At 61.0% G+C, this 18,446-nt stretch carries 16 protein-coding genes; 9 read left to right on the forward strand and 7 right to left on the reverse strand.

The window, feature by feature from the left end; all coding sequences use genetic code 11:
* Positions 1-104 precede the first annotated feature (104 nt).
* Positions 105-1,046: an AEC family transporter gene (locus PSH96_RS04435; RefSeq protein ID WP_017138257.1), complete on the forward strand. Its 942-nt coding sequence runs from the start codon at positions 105-107 to the stop codon at positions 1,044-1,046.
* 127 nt (positions 1,047-1,173) lie between these two features.
* Here PSH96_RS04435 and PSH96_RS04440 read toward each other — a convergent pair whose 3' ends face one another.
* From PSH96_RS04440 to gatC, 6 genes are all read right to left on the reverse strand, one after another.
* Positions 1,174-1,554, reverse strand: coding sequence for a carboxymuconolactone decarboxylase family protein (locus PSH96_RS04440; protein ID WP_056859041.1), 381 nt, complete (start codon positions 1,552-1,554; stop codon positions 1,174-1,176).
* Entirely contained in the window at positions 1,551-2,597 is a 1,047-nt protein-coding gene (locus PSH96_RS04445) for a calcium/sodium antiporter (protein ID WP_305459982.1), read from the reverse strand. Before PSH96_RS04445 ends, PSH96_RS04440 begins: the two co-directional genes overlap by 4 nt.
* A gap of 56 nt (positions 2,598-2,653) precedes the next feature.
* Positions 2,654-3,025, reverse strand: coding sequence for a septal ring lytic transglycosylase RlpA family protein (locus PSH96_RS04450; protein WP_056859040.1), 372 nt, complete (start codon positions 3,023-3,025; stop codon positions 2,654-2,656).
* Positions 3,026-3,181: 156 nt separating this feature from the next.
* Positions 3,182-4,627 (reverse strand): Asp-tRNA(Asn)/Glu-tRNA(Gln) amidotransferase subunit GatB, encoded by a 1,446-nt coding sequence (gatB, locus tag PSH96_RS04455; protein WP_056859039.1) that lies wholly within the window; start codon positions 4,625-4,627, stop codon positions 3,182-3,184.
* A 10-nt stretch (positions 4,628-4,637) separates the two neighbouring features.
* Positions 4,638-6,089 (reverse strand): Asp-tRNA(Asn)/Glu-tRNA(Gln) amidotransferase subunit GatA, encoded by a 1,452-nt coding sequence (gatA, locus tag PSH96_RS04460; RefSeq protein WP_065911562.1) that lies wholly within the window; start codon positions 6,087-6,089, stop codon positions 4,638-4,640.
* Positions 6,090-6,105: 16 nt separating this feature from the next.
* The gene (gene gatC / locus PSH96_RS04465; protein ID WP_003188556.1) at positions 6,106-6,393 is read right to left on the reverse strand and encodes an Asp-tRNA(Asn)/Glu-tRNA(Gln) amidotransferase subunit GatC; all 288 of its coding nucleotides are present in this window, start codon (positions 6,391-6,393) and stop codon (positions 6,106-6,108) included.
* A 210-nt stretch (positions 6,394-6,603) separates the two neighbouring features.
* Here gatC and mreB point away from each other — a divergent pair, with 210 nt between their 5' ends.
* The 8 genes from mreB (at position 6,604) to tldD (ending at position 17,805) form a co-directional block, all read left to right on the forward strand.
* Positions 6,604-7,641, forward strand: coding sequence for a rod shape-determining protein MreB (gene mreB, locus PSH96_RS04470; RefSeq protein ID WP_002555108.1), 1,038 nt, complete (start codon positions 6,604-6,606; stop codon positions 7,639-7,641).
* A gap of 186 nt (positions 7,642-7,827) precedes the next feature.
* Entirely contained in the window at positions 7,828-8,892 is a 1,065-nt protein-coding gene (gene mreC, locus PSH96_RS04475) for a rod shape-determining protein MreC (protein ID WP_370694351.1), read from the forward strand.
* Positions 8,892-9,380 carry a rod shape-determining protein MreD gene (mreD, locus tag PSH96_RS04480; protein ID WP_305457764.1) on the forward strand — a complete coding sequence of 163 codons (489 nt, stop codon included), beginning with the start codon at positions 8,892-8,894 and terminating at the stop codon, positions 9,378-9,380. The genes mreC and mreD overlap by 1 nt, the downstream gene beginning before the upstream one ends.
* Positions 9,381-9,431: 51 nt before the next feature.
* Complete coding sequence (locus PSH96_RS04485; RefSeq protein ID WP_305457765.1) at positions 9,432-10,028, forward strand: nucleoside triphosphate pyrophosphatase; 597 nt, start codon at positions 9,432-9,434, stop codon at positions 10,026-10,028.
* A 71-nt stretch (positions 10,029-10,099) separates the two neighbouring features.
* Positions 10,100-11,557, forward strand: a complete 1,458-nt coding sequence (gene rng / locus PSH96_RS04490) for a ribonuclease G (protein WP_010213134.1) — start codon at positions 10,100-10,102, stop codon at positions 11,555-11,557.
* A gap of 76 nt (positions 11,558-11,633) precedes the next feature.
* The gene (locus PSH96_RS04495; RefSeq protein ID WP_305457766.1) at positions 11,634-15,449 is read left to right on the forward strand and encodes a YhdP family protein; all 3,816 of its coding nucleotides are present in this window, start codon (positions 11,634-11,636) and stop codon (positions 15,447-15,449) included.
* A gap of 48 nt (positions 15,450-15,497) precedes the next feature.
* Complete coding sequence (locus PSH96_RS04500) at positions 15,498-16,346, forward strand: carbon-nitrogen hydrolase family protein (protein ID WP_138816838.1); 849 nt, start codon at positions 15,498-15,500, stop codon at positions 16,344-16,346.
* Between the two features lie 16 nt (positions 16,347-16,362).
* Complete coding sequence (tldD, locus tag PSH96_RS04505; RefSeq protein ID WP_056859033.1) at positions 16,363-17,805, forward strand: metalloprotease TldD; 1,443 nt, start codon at positions 16,363-16,365, stop codon at positions 17,803-17,805.
* A 45-nt stretch (positions 17,806-17,850) separates the two neighbouring features.
* Here the strand turns inward: tldD and yjgA are convergent, their stop codons facing one another.
* Entirely contained in the window at positions 17,851-18,372 is a 522-nt protein-coding gene (gene yjgA, locus PSH96_RS04510; protein ID WP_017138246.1) for a ribosome biogenesis factor YjgA, read from the reverse strand.
* Between the last annotated feature and the right edge of the window lie 74 nt (positions 18,373-18,446).

Genomic DNA, 18,446 nt, shown 5'->3' on the forward strand with positions numbered 1-18,446 from the left:
AGCAGGCAAGCCAGCTCCCACATTTGCTCGGGGTTGCCCAGACGAACCGGGCTGTATGCCTTATCATTAGCCACCTGACGACACCCACCAAGGTTCTCCCCGGCATGCTGGCTATCTTCCTCACCACCCTGACCATCACCGCGCCGGTGTTTGCCATGCTGTTTCTGGGGGTGCTGCTCAAGCGCATCAACTGGATCAACGACAACTTCATCCACGTTGCATCGTCGCTGGTGTTCAATGTCACCATGCCGGCGCTGCTGTTTCTCGGCATCCTCCACGCCGACCTGCATTCGGCGCTCAAGCCCGGTTTGCTGATCTACTTTGCCGTCGCCACGCTGCTGAGCTTTGCCCTGGCCTGGGGCTGGGCGATCTTTCGCTGCCCGCGTGAAGACCGTGGCATTTATGCCCAGGGCGCGTTTCGCGGCAATAACGGCGTGATCGGCCTGGCGCTGGCGGCCAGCATGTACGGCGACTACGGCATCTCCCTTGGCGCGATTCTCGCGGCGCTGGTGATTCTGTTTTACAACACGCTGTCGACCATCGTGCTGGCGGTGTACAGCCCGGTGATCAAGTCCGACCCGTGGAGCATCTTCAAAAGCGTGATAGCCAACCCGCTGATCATCAGCGTGATCGTCGCCGCGCCGTTCGCGATCTTCAAGATCGGCCTGCCGGGGTGGTTGGAGTCGTCCGGGCAGTACCTGGCGGACATGACTTTGCCGCTGGCACTGATCTGCATTGGCGGCACCTTGTCGTTGGCAGCCTTGCGCAAAAGCGGCAGCATGGCCTTGAGTGCGAGCCTGGTGAAGATGATCGGCCTGCCGCTATTCGCGACGCTGGGCGCGTGGCTGCTGGGCTTTCGCGGGCCGGAGTTGGGGATCTTGTTTCTGTATTTCGGCGCGCCGACGGCGGCCGCGAGTTTTGTCATGGCCAGGGCCGCCGAGGGCAACCACGAATTGGCGGCGGCGATTATTGTGATCACTACGTTGATGGCGGCGGTGACCACCAATATCGGGATTTTTGTGTTGCAGGCGGGTGGGTGGATCTAAGGTTTGTGGTGTGTCTTAGGGCCAATCGCAGGCAAGCCAGCTCCCACACTTGAACTGTGAATACATTCAGAATGTGGGAGCTGGCTTGTCGGATCGCCGCATCGCTGCGATGGCTATCTAACAGTCACTACCGGTCTGCCTGATACGCCTCTATCACTTCCTGCGCCGCCCGAAACGCATCAATCGCCGCCGGCACGCCCGCGTACACCGCGCAATGCAGCAGCGCTTCGCGAATCTCTTCCACCGTGCAGCCATTGTTCAGTGCGCCGCGCACGTGGCCCTTGAGTTCCTGTGGGCACTTGAGTGCGGTCAGGGCCGCGAGGGTGATCAGGCTGCGGGTCTTCAAGGGCAAGCCTTCGCGATTCCACACGCTGCCCCAGGCATGTTCGTTGACAAAATCCTGCAGCGGCTGGGTGAACTCGGTGGCGTTGCCCAGGGCGCGATCGACGAACACGTCGCCCATTACCTGGCGACGCATCTCAACTCCGGGCTTTTTCTGATCGGTCATTGCGCTTCCCTCTTGTGTTGGCGGCGCCAGGCTCGCAGCGTGCTGAGTAGCAGAAACGCCACCAGCGCCGGCAGGACGTAATACAGCATCAGTTTTTCAAGCCGGGTAGCCAAGGGCATGCCGAACGTGAACGAGACCACATGCAACGCGTACACCAGGTACAGGCTCAGCAATACCAGGCCTTCGGCGCGGGTGACCCGGTAACCGGTGTAGAACACCGGCAGGCACAGCGTCACCACGGCGAGCATTACCGGCAAGTCGAAATCGAGGGCGTTGGGCGATACCGACAGCGGTGACGGCGCTACCAATGCGGTAAACCCCAACACACCGAGCAGGTTGAACAGGCTGCTGCCGATCACATTGCCCACGGCAATCTCGCGCTCGCCGCGCACGGCGGCAATCAATGAGGTGGCCAGGCACGGCAACGAAGTGCCGACGCCGATCAAGGTCAGGCCAACGATGCGTTCCGACAGGCCCAGGTCGCTCGCCACGTCCACCGCCGCGCCCAGCAGCAAGTGCCCGGCCAGCACCAGAATCAATAGCCCGCCGAGCATCAGTAACACGCTGCTCAACCACGGCGCCCTGGCCACGGTGTTCAGCGTGCGCGGGCGCCGGGAATGGCGGGTCTGGTAATGGAGCACACCCAGGTAGGCCACCAGCGCCGCGAGCAGTACCAGCCCGTCTGCGGGCGTCAGCTCTTCATTGGCCGACAGGGTAAACACCAGCAGCGCGGCGCAAATCATCACCGGGATGTCCAGGCGCACCAGTTGCCGCGATACCCGCAGCGGGATGATCAATGCAGACAGGCCCAGGGTGACGAGGATGTTGAAAATGCTGCTGCCGATCACGCTGCCCACGGCGATATCGGTATTGCCGGCCAGGGTGGCTTGCAGGCTGACGGTCATCTGCGGCGCGCTGCTGCCGAAGGCGACGATGCTCAAACCGATGATCAGCGGCCGCACCTTGAGGCTGGCCGCCAGGCGCACGGCGGCGCGCACCAGGATTTCGGCGCCGAGGATCAGCAGCAGCAGGCCGCTGACCAATTCGAGCAGGCTGAAGGGCGAGAGGGCGGTGAGTGCGGAAATGGCCAAGGCTCCTGTCAGTTGCTCAGCGCTTGCACGCGAACCCGCGCGGTGCCACGGCCCAGCATACCGAGCTGCTCAGCCGCCTTGCGGGAAACATCGATCAGGCGACCACGGGTGTGCGGGCCGCGATCATTCACACGCAGCACCACGGATCTGTTGTTGTCGAGATTGGTCACCTTGACCCGCGTGCCGAAGGGCAAGCGCCGATGGGCGGCGGTCAGGGCGTTTTGGTTGAAGGGTTCACCGCTGGCGGTTCTATTGCCATGGTGCTTGGCGCCGTAATAGGAGGCGGTGCCGGTTTCGTCGTAGCCGTTGGGGTCGATGAGGCCGCTGGCGCAACCGGCCAGCAGAGAGAACAGGGCCAGGAGGCCGAGTAGACGCTTCATGTTCAACAAACCCCCAATTTGAATGTGGGAGCTGGCTTGCCTGCGATGCAGGCACCTCGGTATTTCAGTTGCACCGAGGTGATGCTATCGCAGGCAAGCCAGCTCCCACATGAGGCCGAAGTGTTTATGGAATCCCACTCCGACCATTCACCGCTGTCAGCCTTCGAGCTTGCTTTTGAGCAGTTCGTTCACCTGTTGCGGGTTGGCTTTGCCTTTGGAGGCTTTCATCGCCTGGCCGACAAAGAAGCCGAACATTTTGCCGCGTTTGGCTTCGTCTGCCCCACGGTATTGTTCAACTTGCTCGGCATTGGCGGCGAGCATCTCATCGAGCACGGCCGAAATAGCGCCGCTGTCGGTGACTTGCTTGAGGCCGCGCTTCTCGATGATGTCGTCGGCGCTGCCTTCGCCTGCGGCCATCGCTTCAAACACGGTCTTGGCGATTTTGCCGGAGATAGTGTTGTCCTTGATGCGCAGCAGCATGCCGCCCAACTGCTCGGCGGTCACTGGGGCTTCGTCGATCTCCAGGCCCTGTTTGTTCAACAGGCTGCCCAGCTCAACCATCACCCAGTTGGCCGCCAGCTTGGCGTCGCCGGCAATGCTCACGACTTTTTCGAAGTAGTTGGCTTGCTCACGGCTGGAGGCCAATACGCTGGCATCGTAGACCGACAGGCCGAACTGTTCCTGGAAACGCTCGCGTTTTTGCGGCGGCAATTCCGGCAGGGTGGCACGCACGTCATTAAGGAACGAGTCCTCGATGATCACCGGCAGCAGGTCCGGGTCGGGGAAGTAACGGTAGTCGTTGGCTTCCTCTTTGCTGCGCATGGCGCGGGTTTCGTCTTTGTTCGGGTCGTACAGGCGCGTTTGCTGGATCACCTTGCCGCCGTCTTCGATCAGCTCGATCTGGCGACGCACTTCGGTGTTGATCGCCTTCTCGATGAAACGGAACGAGTTGACGTTCTTGATCTCGCAGCGTGTGCCGTACTCGGCCTGGCCTTTCGGCCGCACCGACACGTTGCAGTCGCAACGCAGCGAGCCTTCGGCCATGTTGCCGTCGCAGATGCCCAGGTAACGCACCAGCGCATGGATGGTCTTGACGTAAGCCACGGCTTCCTTGGCGCTGCGCATGTCCGGCTCGGAGACGATCTCCAGCAGCGGCGTGCCGGCACGGTTCAGGTCGATGCCGGTGGCGCCGTTGAATTCTTCATGCAGGCTCTTGCCGGCATCTTCTTCCAGGTGCGCACGGGTCACGCCGACACGCTTGATGGTGCCGTCTTCCAGGGGGATATCCAGGTAGCCCTTGCCGACGATCGGCAATTCCATCTGGCTGATCTGGTAGCCCTTGGGCAGGTCCGGGTAGAAGTAGTTCTTGCGCGCGAACACGTTGTGCTGGCCGATCTCGGCGTCAATCGCCAGGCCGAACATCACCGCCATGCGCACCGCTTCCTCGTTCAGCACCGGCAGTACGCCAGGCATGCCCAGGTCGACCAGGCTGGCCTGGGTGTTGGGTTCTGCGCCGAACGTGGTGGCGCTACCGGAGAAAATCTTCGATTGGGTGGCGAGCTGGGTATGAATCTCCAGCCCGATCACAACTTCCCATTGCATAGTGTTCTCCTCAGAAGCCGGTAGGGGTGCGAGTGTGCCAGTCGGTGTTCAACTGGTACTGGTGCGCCACATTGAGCAGGCGGCCTTCCTGGAAATACGGGGCGAGCAATTGCACGCCGACCGGCAGGCCATCGACGAAACCTGCGGGCATGGACAAGCCCGGCAAGCCCGCGAGGTTGGCGGTGATGGTGTAGAGGTCTTCCAGGTACTCGGCGATCGGGTCGCCGGTCTTGGCGCCGATCTTCCAGGCCGGGTTCGGCGTGGTCGGGCCGAGGATCACGTCGACTTCTTCAAAGGCAGCCATGAAGTCGTTCTTGATCAGGCGACGGATCTTTTGCGCCTTGAGGTAGTACGCGTCGTAGTAACCGGCGGACAGTGCGTAGGCACCGACCATGATCCGGCGTTGTACTTCGGCGCCGAAGCCTTCGCCACGGGAGCGCTTGTACAGGTCGGTGAGGTCTTTCGGGTTTTCGCAGCGGTAGCCGAAACGTACGCCGTCGAAACGCGACAGGTTCGAGGAGGCTTCTGCCGGCGCGATCACGTAGTACGCAGGAATCGCGTGCTGGTTGTTCGGCAGGCTGATTTCCTTGATCACGGCGCCGAGCTTTTCCAGCTCTTTGATGCTGTTGTGCACCAATTCAGCGATACGCGGGTCGAGACCGGCACTGAAATACTCTTTCGGCACGCCGATACGCAGGCCTTTAAGCGAGGTATTAAGGCTGGCGCTGTAGTCCGGCACCGGCTCATCGATGCTGGTGGAGTCCTGTTTATCGAACCCGGCCATACCTTGTAACAATATTGCGCAGTCTTCTGCTGTGCGTGCCAGCGGGCCGCCCTGATCAAGGCTGGAGGCGTAGGCAATCATGCCCCAGCGGGAAACGCGACCGTAGGTCGGCTTCAAACCGGTGAGGTTGGTGAAGGCGGCGGGCTGGCGGATAGAGCCGCCGGTGTCGGTGGCGGTCGCGGCCGGCAGGAAGCGCGCAGCAACGGCGGCAGCCGAACCGCCCGATGAACCGCCGGGTACGTGTTCCAGGTTCCACGGGTTTTTCACCGCGCCGTAGTAGCTCGACTCGTTGGCCGAACCCATGGCGAATTCGTCCATGTTGGTCTTGCCCAGGGTCACGGCCCCGGCGGCAGCCAGTTTGGACACCACGGTGGCGTCGTAGGGCGCCTTGAAGTTGTCGAGCATCTTCGAGCCGCAGCTGGTGCGAATGCCCTGGGTGCAGAACAGATCTTTGTGGGCGATCGGGGCGCCCAGCAGTGCGCCGTTTTCACCGTTGGCGCGACGTGCGTCGGCGGCCTTGGCCTGGCTCAGGGCCAGCTCCTCGGTGAGGCTGATAAAGCTGTTGACCTTGGGGTCCAGCGCGGCAATACGCGCCAGCAGGGTCTGGGTCAGCTCTTCGGAAGAAAACTTTTTGTCGGCGAGACCGCGGGCGATCTCGGCCAGAGTCATGTGATGCATGAAAGGCTCTTTCCCTTTAGTCGATGACTTTCGGAACCAGGTACAGGCCGTTTTCGACCGCTGGCGCGATGGACTGGTAGGCCTCGCGATTATTTCGCTCGGTCACAACGTCTGCGCGCAGGCGCTGGCTGGCTTCCAGCGGGTGAGCCAGGGGCTCGATGCCGTCAGTATTCACGGCCTGCATTTGGTCGACCAGCCCGAGAATGCTGTTCAGGGCTGCGGTGGTCTGTGGAAGATCGGCGTCATTCAGGCCAAGCGAGGCCAGATGCGCGATTTTTTCCACGTCGGAGCGTTCAAGCGCCATGGGTTTCTCCAGTGGAAAACAGAACGGAGGGCATCCGTGTGTTAGATTGTCGGAACACTACCGCATTTCTACGGTCATAAGGCCGCGATTGTGGGGGTTGGTGCACAGAAAGTCGGCCAATTTAGCACATTGGCGCCTTGCCCAAAATCCCTGTCGTTGTTAGAGTTTGTCGCACTTTTTTACCCACGCGTTGCCTAGGGTCCTTTCCCCATGTTCAAGAAACTGCGTGGCATGTTTTCCAGCGATCTTTCCATTGACCTGGGCACTGCCAACACCCTTATTTACGTGCGCGAGCGCGGTATCGTTCTGAATGAGCCATCGGTTGTGGCCATTCGGACCCATGGTAATCAGAAAAGTGTCGTTGCCGTAGGCACCGAGGCCAAGCGCATGCTCGGCCGTACACCAGGCAATATTGCTGCCATTCGTCCGATGAAAGACGGCGTGATCGCCGACTTCAGCGTCTGCGAAAAGATGCTGCAGTACTTCATCAACAAAGTTCACGAAAACAGTTTTCTGCAGCCCAGCCCTCGCGTGCTGATCTGCGTTCCGTGCAAGTCCACCCAGGTGGAGCGTCGTGCCATCCGTGAATCGGCCCTTGGCGCCGGTGCCCGCGAAGTGTTCCTGATCGAAGAGCCTATGGCTGCCGCAATCGGCGCCGGCCTTCCGGTTGAGGAAGCGCGCGGTTCGATGGTGGTGGATATCGGTGGTGGTACTACCGAGATCGCCCTGATTTCCCTGAACGGTGTGGTGTATGCCGAATCCGTGCGTGTAGGCGGCGACCGTTTCGACGAAGCGATCATCACTTATGTGCGTCGTAACTACGGCAGCTTGATCGGCGAATCTACCGCTGAGCGCATCAAGCAGGAAATCGGCACCGCTTACCCGGGCGGCGAAGTTCGCGAAGTGGATGTTCGCGGTCGCAACCTGGCCGAAGGCGTTCCACGTGCCTTCACCCTGAACTCCAATGAAGTGCTGGAAGCTCTGCAAGAGTCCCTGGCCACCATCGTTCAGGCTGTGAAAAGCGCCCTGGAGCAATCGCCGCCGGAATTGGCTTCCGATATCGCCGAGCGTGGCCTGGTGCTGACCGGTGGTGGCGCCTTGCTGCGCGACCTCGACAAGCTGCTGGCCCAGGAAACCGGCCTGCCGGTGATCGTCGCCGAAGACCCGCTGACCTGCGTTGCCCGTGGCGGTGGTCGTGCACTGGAAATGATGGATAAACACACCATGGACCTGCTCTCCAGCGAATAAGATCGTTGGTTGCACCATGCTTCGCCCGCAGGCAGCACTTTGCAGTGCTGCCTGTTGGCGTTTATCTTCTTCAATCTGCATCCAGGCCGGTTTGATGCCGTATGAATAAAGAGAACATTTGCCTGGGAGGAGCGGCTTATTAAACCGCTTTTCGCCAAAGGCCCCTCATTGGGCGTGCGCTTATTGGTGCTGGTCGTGCTTTCGGTCGCGCTGATGGTGGTCGATGCCCGCTTTGCGCTGCTCAAGCCCGTGCGCAGCCAGATGTCGCTGGTGTTGATGCAGACTTACTGGATCACCGACCTGCCGCAACGTCTCTACCAGGGCGTGGCCAGCCAATTCGGCAGCCGTACCGAACTGGTCGCCGAGAACGAAAAACTCAAGACTGAAAACCTGCTGTTGCAGGGGCGCATGCAAAAGCTCGCGGCCCTCACCGAGCAGAACGTTCGGCTGCGCGAGTTGCTCAACTCTTCGGCACTGGTCAACGAGAAGGTCGAAGTGGCCGAGTTGATCGGCATGGACCCCAACCCCTTTACCCACCGCATCATCATCAACAAGGGTGAGCGCGACGGTGTCGTGCTGGGCCAGCCGGTGCTCGATGCCCGAGGCCTGATGGGCCAGGTAGTGGAGCTTATGCCCTACACCTCACGGGTATTGTTGCTGACGGACACCACCCACAGCATTCCGGTACAGGTCAACCGTAACGGCCTGCGCGCCATTGCCAGCGGCACCGGTAACCCGGAACGCCTGGAATTGCGGCATGTGGCCGACACCGCCGACATCAAGGAAGGCGACCTGCTGGTCAGCTCCGGTTTGGGCCAGCGCTTCCCGGCGGGTTACCCGGTGGCGACGGTCAAGGAAGTGATCCACGATTCCGGCCAGCCGTTTGCCATTGTGCGTGCAGTCCCGACCGCTGCCTTGAACCGCAGCCGCTACCTGCTGCTGGTGTTCAGCGACAACCGCACCCCTGAAGAGCGCGCCAACGACGCCGCTCAAGCCCAGGAAGCGGAAGACAAGCAGAACGGTACAACGCCGATCGTTCCCGCAACGGTGCCCAAGCCAGCCTTTGTCGGGCCGCCTGCACCGGTGGCAACTCCGGCAGCGCCGGTGGCGACGCCCGTCAAACCTGCCGCCCACAACGCCCGCCCGGCTAAGCCCGCCGCAGCCAAACCGCCTGCGACAACGCCTGCCGCCACACCCGCCGCTCGGCCAGCGGCCGCAGCCCCGGCAACCACGCGGCAGAGGGAGGAATAATGGCCGGTACTCATTCGCGAAATGGCTGGATCGTCTGGCTGACTTTCGCCATCGGTTTGTTGCTCAGCGTTTCGCCGCTGCCGCAATTCATGGAGATCCTGCGACCGCTCTGGCTGGCGTTGCTGCTGGCCTTCTGGTCGCTGACCCTGCCGCACAAAGTCGGGATGGTTACGGCAATGTGCCTGGGCTTGGCGCAAGACGTCCTCTATGGCACCTTGCTGGGTCAGAACGCATTGATCCTCACGCTGATTACGTTCCTGGTGCTGTCGTTGCAGCAGCGTTTGCGCATGTTCCCAATGTGGCAACAGTGCCTGGTGATTCTGGTGATCTTTGGCCTCGCGCAGTTGGTGCAACTGTGGCTCAGCGCCTTGACCGGCAACCGCCAACCGACCTTGGCGCTGGTGTTGCCGGCGTTGGTCAGTGCGCTGTTGTGGCCTTGGGTCAGTTTCGGCCTGCGTGGGTTACGTCGTCGCTATAAAATCAATTGAATGGATTGCGAGGCTCTGCCTGGTTATCGAACCCTACAGGGAGAGTCTGCAATGAATTCGCTTTACCTGGCCTCGGGCTCACCTAGGCGGCGTGAACTGTTGACCCAGATCGGTGTGCCTTTCACCGTGGTCAGTGCCGCCATTGATGAAACCCCTTTTACCAATGAACCCGCCGTTGCCTACGTCGAGCGCCTTGCGCGCGGCAAGGCTGCGGCGGGTTTTGCTGCGCTTGAACACGCCTCGGGCGCCTGTGTGCTGGGTGCCGATACGGCGGTGATCGTGGATGGCCAGATCCTTGGCAAGCCCGTCGACCAGGCCGATGCCTTGGCGATGCTGATGGCGCTTTCCGGCCGTGAGCATGAAGTGCTCACCGCCATTGCCCTCACCGACGGCCAGCGCTGCGAAACCCGCTGTGTAAGCAGCCGTGTTCGTTTTCGCGGTATTTCTGTCGAGGAAGCTACAACCTACTGGCACAGTGGCGAACCTGCGGACAAGGCGGGCGGCTATGCTATCCAGGGGCTGGGTTCGGTGTTTGTTGCCGGGCTCAATGGCAGCTATTCCGCTGTGGTCGGCCTGCCGGTGTGCGAAACCGCGCAACTGCTTGACCAATTCGGCATACCCTGTTGGCAAAACCTTACCGCGCGCTGAACGCCTTTATTTGCGCGCCAAGCCTTAAGCGATCGGTCACTATTGTGAAAACGCCTGAACGAGACCCAGCCATGAGTGAAGAGATTCTGATCAATATCACGCCGATGGAATCGCGCGTGGCGGTGGTAGAAAACGGTGTTCTGCAAGAAGTGCACGTCGAGCGCACCCAGAAGCGCGGGATCGTCGGCAATATCTATAAAGGCAAGGTGGTGCGCGTATTGCCGGGCATGCAGGCGGCTTTCGTCGACATAGGCCTGGACCGTGCTGCGTTTATCCACGCCTCGGAAATCTCCCTGCGTGAAGGCCCCGCAGTGGAAAGCATCAGCGCCCTGGTGCACGAAGGGCAGAGCCTGGTGGTGCAGGTCACCAAGGACCCCATCGGCTCCAAAGGCGCGCGGCTCACTACGCAGCTGTCGATTCCTTCGCGTTATCTGGTGTACATGCCGCGTACCGCGCATGTGGGTATTTCCCTCAAGATCGAAGACGAAGCCGAGCGCGAGCGCCTGAAAAAGGTGGTCAGTGACTGCGTAGCGGCCGAAGGCATCAAGGAAGCCGGCGGGTTTATCCTGCGCACCGCCGCTGAAGGCGCCGGCGCCGACGAAATCCTCATGGACATCCGCTACCTGCGCAGGCTGTGGGACCAGATCGGCGCACAGATCAAAACCATTGGTGCGCCGAGCGTTATCTATGAAGACCTCGGTCTGGCGTTGCGTACCTTGCGTGATCTGGTCAGCCCCAAGATCGAGAAAATTCGCATCGACTCGCGGGAAACCTTCCAGCGCACCACGCAATTTGTCGCCGAGCTGATGCCGGAAATTGCCGACCGCCTGGAGCATTACCCTGGCGAGCGACCGATCTTCGACCTGTATGGCGTCGAAGATGAAATCCAGAAAGCCCTGGAGCGCAAAGTGCCGCTCAAGTCCGGCGGCTATCTGGTGGTGGACCCGGCCGAGGCCATGACCACCATCGACGTCAACACTGGCGCGTTCGTGGGCCATCGCAACCTCGAAGAAACCATCTTCAAGACCAACCTCGAAGCGGCCACTGCGATTGCCCGTCAGCTGCGCCTGCGCAACCTGGGCGGCATCATCATCATCGACTTCATCGACATGGAAGACGAAGAGCACCAGCGCCAAGTGCTGCGTACCCTGGAGAAGCAACTGGAGCGCGACCACGCCAAGACCAATATCATCGGCATCACCGAGCTTGGCCTGGTGCAGATGACCCGCAAGCGCACCCGCGAAAGCCTTGAGCAAGTGCTGTGCGAGCCGTGCAGCAGTTGCCAGGGGCGTGGCAAATTGAAGACCCCGGAAACGGTTTGCTACGAGATTTTCCGCGAAATCTTACGGGAGGCACGTGCCTACCAGGCCGAAGGCTATAGAGTGCTTGCCAACCAGAAAGTGGTCGACCGATTGCTGGATGAAGAGTCCGGTAACGTCGCTGAGTTGGAGGGTTTTATCGGGCGCACTATTCGTTTCCAGGTTGAAACCATGTATTCCCAGGAACAATACGACGTGGTGCTGCTCTGATCCCCAATCGCTTTCTTTATTCGAGACCGGCAGGCATTGATCTGCCGTCCGCTAACTGCCTTGAGGGTCGCCTGACATGGAGCGTCTGACACGCTTTTTTGCCGCCTTGACCCGTTGGGGCCTGGGCCTGTGCGCCTTGCTGCTGGTATTGGCGGCAGTGTACGTGAGCCTGGGTCGTGAGTTGGTCCCACTGGTGGCGGAGTACCGCGCCGAAGTTGAAGCCAAGGCGCAGGCTGCGGTGGAAATGCCCCTGCACATCGGCAGCCTCGAAGGGCGCTGGAGTGGTTTCGCGCCGATATTGATGGCCCACGACGTGATGGTCGGCGAAGGCAGCAGCGCCTTGCGCCTGGATCAGGTTGAGGTGGTGCCGGATATCTGGGCGAGCCTGATGGCGCGCGAAGTGCGTATCGCCCACCTCGAAGTCAGCGGCCTGCAGTTGAGTGTCAAGGAAGACCAGGACGGCCACTGGGCGCTGCAAGGTTTGCCGGTACAGGACGACCAGCCGCTGGACCCACAGCAGTTGCTCACGCGCATGCAGATGGTCAAGCGTGTGTCGGTGCTCGACAGCCAGGTGACATTGCAGCCGTTCGACCAGGCGCCCTTGACCCTGACCTATGTGGGCCTGAGCCTGCATACCGGCAACACCCGCCAACGCCTGGATGCGCGCCTCACCCTGCCGGACGGCCAACCGCTGGCCCTGAGCCTGCGCAGCCGTATTCGCGCCAGCGCATGGAAAGAGGGTGAAGTCGAAGCCTACCTGAGCCTGCCCCAAAGTGACTGGGCCAAATGGGTTCCCGCCAGGCTGACCCAGCAATGGAAACTCACCCAGTTCAAAGCTGGCGGCGAGTTCTGGCTCAATTGGGGCAAGGGCACCGTCCAAAGTGCCGTGGTGCGCCTCAACTCAGCGCAAGTAAAGGGCAGTTACGCCGACCGCAAACCTGTGCATATCGAAAACCTCGCCCTGACCGCCTACCTGCAACGCAGTGACAGTGGCCTTAAGGTGTTGCTCGATTCGCTGGCGATGAACATCGGCGACACCCGTTGGGAATCACACCTGCAACTGCAACAAAGCTTGGCGACCGACAAAGACCTGGAAACCTGGAAGCTTCAGGCTGACCGTCTTGACCTGACCCCGATTACCCCGCTGTTGAATGCCCTGGCGCCATTGCCGGAAGGCTTTGCCAAGACCGTTGAGCACCTGAAGGCCACGGGCGTGTTGCGCAATGTGTTGGTGGATTTCCGCCCGCAGGACACCACCGATAAAAAAGTCAGCTTCGCCGCCAACCTTGAGCGCATCGGTTTTGACGCGTACTTCGGTGCGCCAGCCGCACGGAACGTATCCGGGAGCATCAGTGGCGATTTGGGCCAGGGTGAGTTGCGTATGGACAGCAAGGATTTTTCCCTGCACCTGTACCCGATTTTCGCCAAGCCCTGGCAGTACATCCAGGCCAACGCGCGCCTGACATGGAAGCTGGATAAAGAAGGCTTCACCCTGATTGCCCCGTACATCAAGGTGCTGGGCGAAGAGGGCAAAGTGGCTGCCGACTTCTTGATTCGCCTGCATTTTGACCATGCCCAGGAAGATTACATGGACCTGCGGGTCGGTATGGTCGATGGCGATGGCCGTTTCACGCCCAAGTATTTGCCGGCCGTGTTGAGCCCGTCCCTGGATGAATGGCTGCGCACCGCAATTCTCAAAGGTGCGGTGGACGAAGGGTTCTTCCAGTACCAGGGCTCGCTCAACCATGACGCGCTGCCCGCTGCGCGCAACATCAGTTTGTTCTTCAAGGTGCATGACGCCGAACTGGCCTTCCAGCCGGGTTGGCCGCATGTGAGCAAGGTCAATGGCGAAGTGTTCGTCGAGGAAAGCGGCGTGCGCATCCTGGCCAGCAAGGGCCAATTGCTCGATACCAAGGTCAAGGACGTCTACGTCAATATTCCCCACGCACCGGCCGGTAAAGACAGCCACTTGCTGATCACCGGCGGGTTTGCGGGCGGCCTGGGGGATGGTTTGAAGATCCTGCAGGACGCGCCGATAGGTACAGGGTCAACCTTTGCCGGCTGGAAGGGCGACGGCGACCTGCAAGGCAACCTGGACCTGGACATTCCGCTGGTCAAAGGCACCGAGCCCAAGATCGTGGTGGACTTCAAGACCGACAAAGCCCGTCTGCAATTGGCGGAGCCGACCTTGGACCTGACACAGCTCAAGGGCGACTTCCGCTTCGACAGCAGCAAGGGCTTGAGTGGCCAGAACATCTCGGCCCAGGCATTCGATCGGCCGATCACTGCGCAAATTGCTGCCGATGGCAAGTCGGGCAACATCAGTACCCGCGTCACCGCCAAAGGCCAGGTCACGGTCAAGCGCCTGACCGATTGGTTAAAAATCAGCCAGCCGTTGCCGGTGTCCGGTGATATTCCGTACCAGTTGCAGCTCACACTGGACGGTGCCGACAGCCAACTGATGGTCAGTTCCAGTATGAAGGGTGTGGCGGTAGACCTGCCGGCGCCCTTCGGCATGCCTGCCAGCCAAGGCCGTGACAGTGTGTTGCGCATGACGTTGCAAGGTGCCGAGCGTCGTTACTGGTTCGACTACGGCGAATTGGCGAGCTTTACCTTTGCTTCGCCGCCGGACAAATTCAATGACGGGCGCGGGGAGTTGTTCCTTGGCTCCGGCAATGCCGTATTGCCTGCAGCCAAAGGCTTGCGTATTCGCGGTGTGCTGTCGGAACTGGACATCGACCCGTGGAAACAACTGGCCAACCGTTACGCCGGTAACGACCCGGGCGGCAGCGCCAAGCAATTGCTCAGTGGTGCTGACTTCAAAGTCGGCAAACTGACCGGTTTTGGCACCCAGCTGGATCAGGCCAATCTTCAGCTCGACCGCAAGCCTGCCGCCTGGGGCTTGCAGCTCGACAGCCAGCAGGCCAAGGGCACGGTCAACCTGCCGGACGCCAAAGGCGCGCCGATTGCAATCAACCTGCAATACGTGAAACTGCCGGCGGTGGACCCTACCGTGCAGGCCGACGAAAACGCACCGGACCCGTTGGCGGATATCGACCCCAAGGACATCCCTGCGCTGGATATCGCGATCAACCAGCTGTTCCAGGGGCCCGACCTGGTGGGCGCCTGGTCGCTGAAGATCCGCCCGACTGCCAAAGGCCTGGCTTTCAACAACCTCAACCTCGGCCTCAAGGGCATGCAGCTTAACGGTGCCGGCGGTTGGGAAGGCGCGCCGGGGGCCAGCAGCAGTTGGTACAAGGGCCGCCTGGACGGCAAGAACATTGCCGATGTGCTCAAGGGCTGGGGCTTTGCACCGACCGTGACCAGCGAAGACTTCCATCTGGATGTGGATGGCCGTTGGCCGGGTTCGCCGGCGTGGGTGGGCCCCAAGCGTTTCTCCGGTAGCCTGGATGCGTCATTCCGTAAAGGCCAGTTTGTCGAAGTTGAAGGTGGCGCCCAGGCCCTGCGGGTGTTTGGTTTGCTCAACTTCAATTCTATCGGTCGCCGGCTGCGCCTGGACTTCTCGGACCTGCTCGGCAAAGGCTTGAGTTATGACCGGGTCAAAGGCTTGCTGGCCGCCAGTGATGGGGTGTTCGTCACCCGTGAACCCATCACCATGACCGGCCCTTCCACCAACCTGGAGCTCAATGGCACCCTGGACCTGGTGGCTGACCGTGTCGACGCCAAGCTGCTGGTCACGTTGCCGGTGACCAATAACCTGCCGATTGCTGCGCTGATTGTCGGCGCGCCCGCCATTGGCGGCGCGTTGTTCCTGATCGACAAGCTGATCGGTGACCGTGTTTCGCGCTTCGCCAGCGTGCAATACAAGGTGCAAGGCCCGTGGAAGGATCCAAAAATCACCTTCGACAAGCCATTTGAAAAGCCAAACTGAGAGCCTGTGGAGTAGCATGGCCGCATGCCTATTACGGAGTGTCGGCCCATGTCCTTTGCGGTAATTCAAATGGTCAGCCAGAGCGATGTGCTGGCCAACCTGGCCCAGGCCCGGCGCTTGCTGGAGCAAGCGGCTGCGGGCGGTGCGAAGCTTGCGGTACTGCCGGAAAACTTCGCCGCCATGGGCCGCCGCGACGTGGCCGATATCGGTCGCGCCGAAGCCTTGGGCGAAGGCCCGATACTGCCCTGGTTGAAACAGACCGCCCGCGACCTCACCTTATGGATAGTGGCCGGCACTTTGCCGTTGCCGCCCCAGGACCAACCGCACGCCAAGTCCAACGCTTGCTCGCTATTGATCGATGATCAGGGCGAAATCGTTGCCCGGTACGACAAATTGCACCTGTTCGATGTCGATGTTGCAGATGCCAGAGGCCGTTATCGCGAATCCGACGACTATGCTTTCGGCAGTAATGTGGTGGTGGCGGACACGCCGGTGGGGCGTTTGGGCCTGACGGTGTGCTACGACCTGCGGTTCCCCGAGCTGTACAGCGAACTGCGTGCAGCGGGGGCGGAGTTGATTACCGCACCTTCGGCCTTTACGGCGGTGACCGGCGCGGCACATTGGGATGTACTGATTCGGGCGCGAGCCATCGAAACCCAGTGCTATTTATTGGCCGCCGCTCAAGGCGGTATCCACCCGGGGCCACGGGAAACCTTTGGCCATGCAGCCATCGTCGACCCCTGGGGGCGTGTGCTGACACAACAGGATCAAGGCGAAGCGGTGTTGTTGGCCGAACGCGATAGCAGTGAACAGGCGTCGATAAGGGCGCGCATGCCGGTGGTCAATCATCGGCGCTTTTTCTCGCAGGGCGCGCAGCGGCCTGCTTCAGAACGATGAATTTAAGGCCAAACCTATGAGCGAGTTGTTGTCCTCAGTCAGTGAACACCTCCTGGCACCCGGTGGCGTGACCATCGAAAGTTTGCAAACCGTGCTCGGTGATCTGGCCGGGCCAGGCATCGACGCGGCCGACCTGTATTTCCAGGGCCAGATTTCCGAGTCGTGGGCCCTTGAAGATGGCATCGTCAAGGAAGGCAGTTTCAATCTTGACCAAGGCGTAGGCGTGCGCGCGCAATCCGGTGAAAAGACTGGTTTTGCCTACAGCAACGCCATCACCCTTGAAGCCCTGGGCCTGGCGGCGCGTGCGGCGCGCTCGATTTCCCGCGCTGGTCAGAATGGCACCGTGCAGGCTTTCAGCACTCAGGACGTGGCCCAGCTGTACGCACCGGATAACCCGCTGGAAGTGATCAGCCGCGCGGAAAAGGTTGATTTGCTCAAGCGTATCGACGCCGCCACCCGCGCCCTCGACCCACGTATTCAGCAAGTGACCGTGAGCATGGCCGGCGTGTGGGAACGCATTCTGGTGGCATCCACGGACGGCGGGCTGGCGGCGGACGTGCGGCCGCTGGTGCGTTTCAACGTGAGTGTCATTGTCGAGCAGAATGGTCGCCGCGAGCGCGGTGGCCATGGCGGTGGCGGGCGTACCGACTACCGTTATTTCCTCACTGACGACCGCGCCATGGGTTATGCCCGTGAAGCGCTGCGTCAGGCGCTGGTCAACCTGGAAGCCATTCCAGCGCCGGCCGGTACTTTGCCGGTGGTGTTGGGCTCGGGCTGGTCCGGCGTGCTGCTGCACGAAGCCGTTGGCCATGGCCTGGAAGGTGACTTCAACCGCAAAGGCAGTTCGGCCTACAGCGGGCGCATGGGTGAAATGGTTGCGTCCAAGCTCTGCACCATCGTCGATGACGGCACCCTGGCCGGCCGGCGTGGCTCGCTGAGTGTCGACGACGAAGGCACGCCGACCGAATGCACCACGCTGATTGAAAACGGCGTACTCAAGGGCTACATGCAAGACAAGCTCAACGCTCGCCTCATGGGTGTGGCACGCACCGGCAACGGCCGTCGCGAATCGTACGCGCACCTGCCGATGCCGCGCATGACCAACACCTACATGCTCGGTGGCGAAAGCGACCCCGCAGAAATCATCGCCTCGGTAAAACGCGGGATCTACTGCGCCAACCTCGGCGGCGGCCAGGTGGATATCACCAGCGGCAAGTTCGTGTTCTCCACCAGCGAAGCGTACCTGATCGAAGACGGCAAGATTACCGCGCCGGTCAAAGGGGCGACGTTGATTGGCAATGGGCCGGAAGCGATGAGCAAGGTGTCGATGGTCGGTAACGACCTGTCGCTGGACAGCGGCGTGGGCACGTGCGGCAAGGATGGGCAGTCGGTGCCGGTCGGCGTCGGTCAGCCAACCTTGAAAATCGATGCGATCACCGTGGGTGGCACGGGGTCGTAATGGCCGGAGCTTCGGGTGGCGAAGAACACCACCCGGGGCAGAGGATCAACGCAGGCCGCGTTGAGTCTCGTCCAGCTCACGGATGTACTTGAAGATTTTACGGCTGGTGGCCGGCGCCTTGTTATGCGCCTGCTCGTGCTGGGCCTGACGGATCAGGGAGCGCAGTTGCTGGCGGTCTGCATCCGGGTAGTCCAGCACGAATTTCTCCAGCACCGCGTCATCGCCCGAAATCAGGCGGTCACGCCAGCGCTCCAGGTTATGGAAGCGTTCGTTGTATTGGCGAGTGGAGGCATCGGTTTGATCAAGCAACGCCAGAATCGCGTCAGTGTCCTGATCGCGCATCAGCTTGCCGATAAACATGATGTGCCGTTTACGCGCGATATTCGCGGTGTGCTTGGGAGCATCCGCAAGCGCCCGGCGCATTTCGTCGGTCAATGGCAATTTGGCAATCAAGTCTTTCTTGAGCGTTGTAAGGCGCTCGCCGAGGTCAACCAGCGCATGCAGCTCGCGTTTGACCTGGGTTTTGCTTTTCTCCCCATCGAGGGAGTCGTCGTAAGAATCAACCATGGTGGCAGTCCGCAAAGAAACGCCGCCATGATAACCAGTCGGGGGCCGCTTGTCCGGCCCGGTCGCTCGATGGC

This window comes from Pseudomonas sp. FP2338 (assembly GCF_030687515.1).
Taxonomy (GTDB): domain Bacteria; phylum Pseudomonadota; class Gammaproteobacteria; order Pseudomonadales; family Pseudomonadaceae; genus Aquipseudomonas; species Aquipseudomonas salomonii.